The following is a 1393-nucleotide window of genomic DNA, read 5'->3' as shown; positions in this document are numbered from 1 at the left end:
GGGCGGGCCCGCGCCGGTCAGCTGAGCATCACGCCGGTCTCCCGGGCCAGGGCGTCCAGGCCGTACCGGGTCACGTGCTCGACGTTCTCCAGGTCGATCGTGCGGACGCCCTCGGCGGCCAGCCGCTCGTTGATCTCGTCCAGGTGCTCCTGGACGAGCTGCTTCTCCGCATCGGTGGTGCGGCCCTTGTGCGGCCGCCCGGCGTGCTCCAGGCTGGCGTAGTTGACCCGTTCCCGGCTGCCGGCGGTCGCCGTCCCGGACGTGGCGGCCCGGGCGGCCGGCCTGGCGCCGCGCAGCACCTCGGCCATCGGCGCGGCCGAGGCCAGCCGGTCGAACGTCTCGGCCTCCATCACCACCGTCTGCGGCTCCGCCCGGTCCGGGTGGTGCAGCTCGACCGTGACCAGGTCGAGCGCCAGCTCCCGCACCTCGCCCAACTCCCCGGCGAGCGCGTCGATCTCGACCGGACCGTCCGTCAGGTCGGGGTGCTGGAGCACCACGACCCGCACCAGGTCCCCGTCGTTCTCCGCGTGCTTGCCGGTCAGGTCCGAGAACCGGATGATCTTCTGGCCCATGTCTTCCTCTCCTGCCCCTGTGATCAGCCGAGAGCCTACGCCCGGATGATCATCCCCGCCGCTTCGACCGGACCGGCGCCGGCCGGGGCGGCCGATCGGCGGGGCCGCGGCGCGTACGGGCAGGTGGAGTTCGGGCCGGCGGTCAGGCCGTGCGGCCTTCCGTCCCGGACAGCCACTCGGCGAGGACGGCGGCCTGGCTGTGGTCCACGTCCTTGGTGGCGGTGAGCAGCGTGAGCCGGCCGTGGCCGGCGAGCTCGCGCAGGTGGCCGACCGCGTCGCGGTGTCCGGCGTCCCGCAGCTCGGCGTGGTAGCGGCGGCGGAACTCGGCGTAGCGGCTCGGCTCGTGGCCGTACCAGCGCCGCAGTTCGGTGGACGGCGCGACGTCGCGCAGCCACTCGTCCAGGTGCGCGTCCTCCTTGCGCACGCCGCGCGGCCAGACCCGGTCGACCAGGACCCGCTGCCCGTCCCGGGGCGAGGACTCCTCGTAGACCCGCCGGTAGGTGATCTGTGCGGCCATCGCGACGCCTCCCGGGATCGAGCGGCCGGACCGTACGCTTCCGGTCCGGCTCCGGACCGGTGACCGGGCTCCGGACACCGGTGGAACGGGGCTCCTGCGGGGCCCGCGCGCCCGCCACAGCCGCCGTCGACCCGGCCATCCTATCGAGCACCGGAAGCGGCCTCCTGTCGAGGAGCGCGGACGACCGGCGCGAAGGCGGCCCGCGGCCGGCTGTGGCACCGGGGCCCGCCGGCCCGGTCCCGGAGCGGGCTCCCGGTGAGGGCTCCCGGTGCCGGACCGGCGGAGGCGGGGTGCGACCGGACGG

Annotated in this window: 2 protein-coding genes; both read right to left on the bottom strand. The window is 75.7% G+C overall.

Going from position 1 to position 1393, the window contains the following annotated elements; all coding sequences use genetic code 11:
- Window positions 1–17: 17 nt before the first annotated feature.
- Entirely contained in the window at window positions 18–572 is a 555-nt protein-coding gene (locus ACFU7Y_RS43980) for a hypothetical protein (protein ID WP_224284814.1), read from the bottom strand.
- 142 nt (window positions 573–714) lie between these two features.
- Window positions 715–1089, bottom strand: a complete 375-nt coding sequence (locus tag ACFU7Y_RS43975) for a DUF488 domain-containing protein (RefSeq protein ID WP_224284813.1) — start codon at window positions 1087–1089, stop codon at window positions 715–717.
- Window positions 1090–1393 lie beyond the last annotated feature (304 nt).

It is taken from the genome of Kitasatospora sp. NPDC057542 (assembly GCF_042801945.1).
Lineage (GTDB): Bacteria > Actinomycetota > Actinomycetes > Streptomycetales > Streptomycetaceae > Kitasatospora.
This window is presented reverse-complemented; position numbering and strand designations above follow the sequence as displayed.

Coding starts and splice junctions, on each gene's coding strand:
- ACFU7Y_RS43980 (WP_224284814.1), bottom strand. CDS start 572: ATGGGCCAGAAGATCATCCGGTTCTCGGACCTGACCGGCAAGCACGCG.
- ACFU7Y_RS43975 (WP_224284813.1), bottom strand. CDS start 1,089: ATGGCCGCACAGATCACCTACCGGCGGGTCTACGAGGAGTCCTCGCCC.